This is a genomic window from Paracoccus sp. 22332, from assembly GCF_052045125.1.
GTDB lineage: Bacteria > Pseudomonadota > Alphaproteobacteria > Rhodobacterales > Rhodobacteraceae > Paracoccus > Paracoccus haematequi_A.
This window is the reverse complement of record NZ_JBQEOI010000119.1, coordinates 1-867: the sequence shown is the minus strand read 5'-3', so window position 1 is coordinate 867 and position 867 is coordinate 1. Positions and strand designations below refer to the sequence as shown.

General features: G+C 72.3%; 2 protein-coding genes. Both read right to left on the bottom strand.

Annotation, left to right across the window (positions count from 1 at the left end):
- Nucleotides 1-340, bottom strand: a 340-nt coding sequence (locus tag ACTJI6_RS24110; RefSeq protein ID WP_440804301.1) for a hypothetical protein, incomplete at its 3' end; no start/stop codon positions are given.
- A gap of 61 nt (nucleotides 341-401) precedes the next feature.
- Nucleotides 402-867 (bottom strand): hypothetical protein (locus ACTJI6_RS24105; RefSeq protein ID WP_440804299.1); only part of this gene is annotated, 466 nt, incomplete at its 5' end.

Sequence of the window (867 nt, the reverse complement as noted above, 5' to 3'; positions counted from 1 at the left end):
TCAGCGTGGTGGCGCCCGCCGGGGTGACCAGGTCGAGCGCGGTATAGCTGGCGTCGCCCGCCATGAAGGCCGGGCGCGTGCCGCTGCAGAACACCTGCACGGGCGACGGCTCGCCCCAATCCAGGCTGTCGGCCGGGGTGTCGGGAGCGGCCGAGACCGCCTCGCGCAGGGTGACCAGCACCAGATCGCCGGGCACGGCGGTGCTGCCCTGGCCGACGACCTGGCGATCGGTCTGGTCGTAATGGATGCATTCGCCCATGTGGCAGCGGGCCAGATACGGCTCGGCCTGGGCGAGGGCGGCGGGTAGGGCGAAGGCGGCGGCAAGGAGGAAGGGCTTCATGGGTGTCTCCACAATCGAAAAAGGTCTTCGGGAAAGTCTTCGGAAAGGACGGGCGGGGGGATCAGTCGACGCAGCGGTCGGCATGGGCGAGGCAAAGATCCAGGGTGGCAGGCGCGTCGGGATCGAGATCCGCGCGCAGGGGACCCGGCTCCAGCGTGATCCCGGTGAGGCGCCAGACGCCCGGCGCCCCGGCCGGCGCCAGGGTGCCGGACAGCGTCCGCGCGCCGGTTTTCCCCTGGGCCTGCAGGCTGACCTCGTAGCGGGTCTCGCGGAAGAGCCCGCCATGCCGGGTCAGGGTGGCGGCAAGCGGCAGGTGGCAGACGAGCCGGCGCAGCGGCACCATGCCGCGCTCCCCCACGTCGAGAACGGCGTCGTGCAGATCCTCCTCCGCCTCGGCCTCCTCGTAAAGACGCCCGCACCGGGCCTCGCCATGTCGCTGCTGGAAGGCGGCCGACAACTCCTGGCACTGGCGGTGCAGGCCGGCCAGCCGGGGCGTGTCCGGGTAGCGGGCGCAGGTGAGCAGCGCC